At 47.8% G+C, this 356-nt stretch carries 1 protein-coding gene; it reads right to left on the reverse strand.

The window, feature by feature from the left end; all coding sequences use genetic code 11:
• Window positions 1–302 (reverse strand): hypothetical protein (locus FDX19_RS12810; RefSeq protein WP_137383006.1); only part of this gene is annotated, 302 nt, incomplete at its 3' end.
• Between the last annotated feature and the right edge of the window lie 54 nt (window positions 303–356).

The raw sequence follows: 356 nt of genomic DNA on the forward strand, positions 1-356 counted from the left end.
CAGGCGTGAACAGAGATTATCGTCTGGCTGCGATCGGCACTGGTGCTAACGGTGACCATACGTATCCCGTTGAACGGATGGAAGTAACATGACAACAGGCTGTTACTGTACTCAAGCGCATATCGGTTAGTCTGACGCAGGGTACGAGGAACATCACCCCAGTCACCAGAAGTATGGCGACGTAGTAAATGCTGTATATCATCACCGCTGAGTTTATTTTCACTGTCATCGAGCAATAAATTGCCGGAAGAAAAGACTGTTTTGTGCGTAAACGCCGGAAGGTGGATAAATCGAAGTTTCATAACAAAAACTCCCGGCTATCGTTCTGAGGGTAGCATGATAGTGGTGCATCCACC

The organism is Citrobacter sp. wls619 (assembly GCF_005281345.1).
Lineage (GTDB): Bacteria > Pseudomonadota > Gammaproteobacteria > Enterobacterales > Enterobacteriaceae > Citrobacter.